Genomic DNA, 255 nt, shown 5'->3' on the forward strand with positions numbered 1-255 from the left:
TCGACACCCTTTTCTTCACCAACCTTATCGATGAACTGATCCAGCGTCTCCTTCATTGTTGCACGGAACTCTGCATCGGCATCCGCATCGATCTGGATCAATTCGACGCCACTTTCGCGCGCCAGTTCAAGGCCAGTTTGCCCGGCATCATAGAAGGCCTTTGCACCACGCAGGCTGAGATAGCGGCCTGTGGCCTCGTCAATCACTTTCTGATGCTCCGCACTCAGATTGTCGTAGCTCGATTTGTTCATCAAG

1 protein-coding gene is annotated in these 255 nt (G+C 52.9%); it reads right to left on the reverse strand.

Features of this window, described 5'->3' with window-relative positions; translation table 11 throughout:
- Positions 1–255 (reverse strand): type 2 periplasmic-binding domain-containing protein (locus tag JMJ55_RS30640; RefSeq protein ID WP_202829372.1); only part of this gene is annotated, 255 nt, incomplete at both ends.

Origin of the sequence: Belnapia mucosa, assembly GCF_016775475.1 — a bacterium.
GTDB classification, from domain to species: Bacteria; Pseudomonadota; Alphaproteobacteria; order Acetobacterales; family Acetobacteraceae; genus Belnapia; species Belnapia mucosa.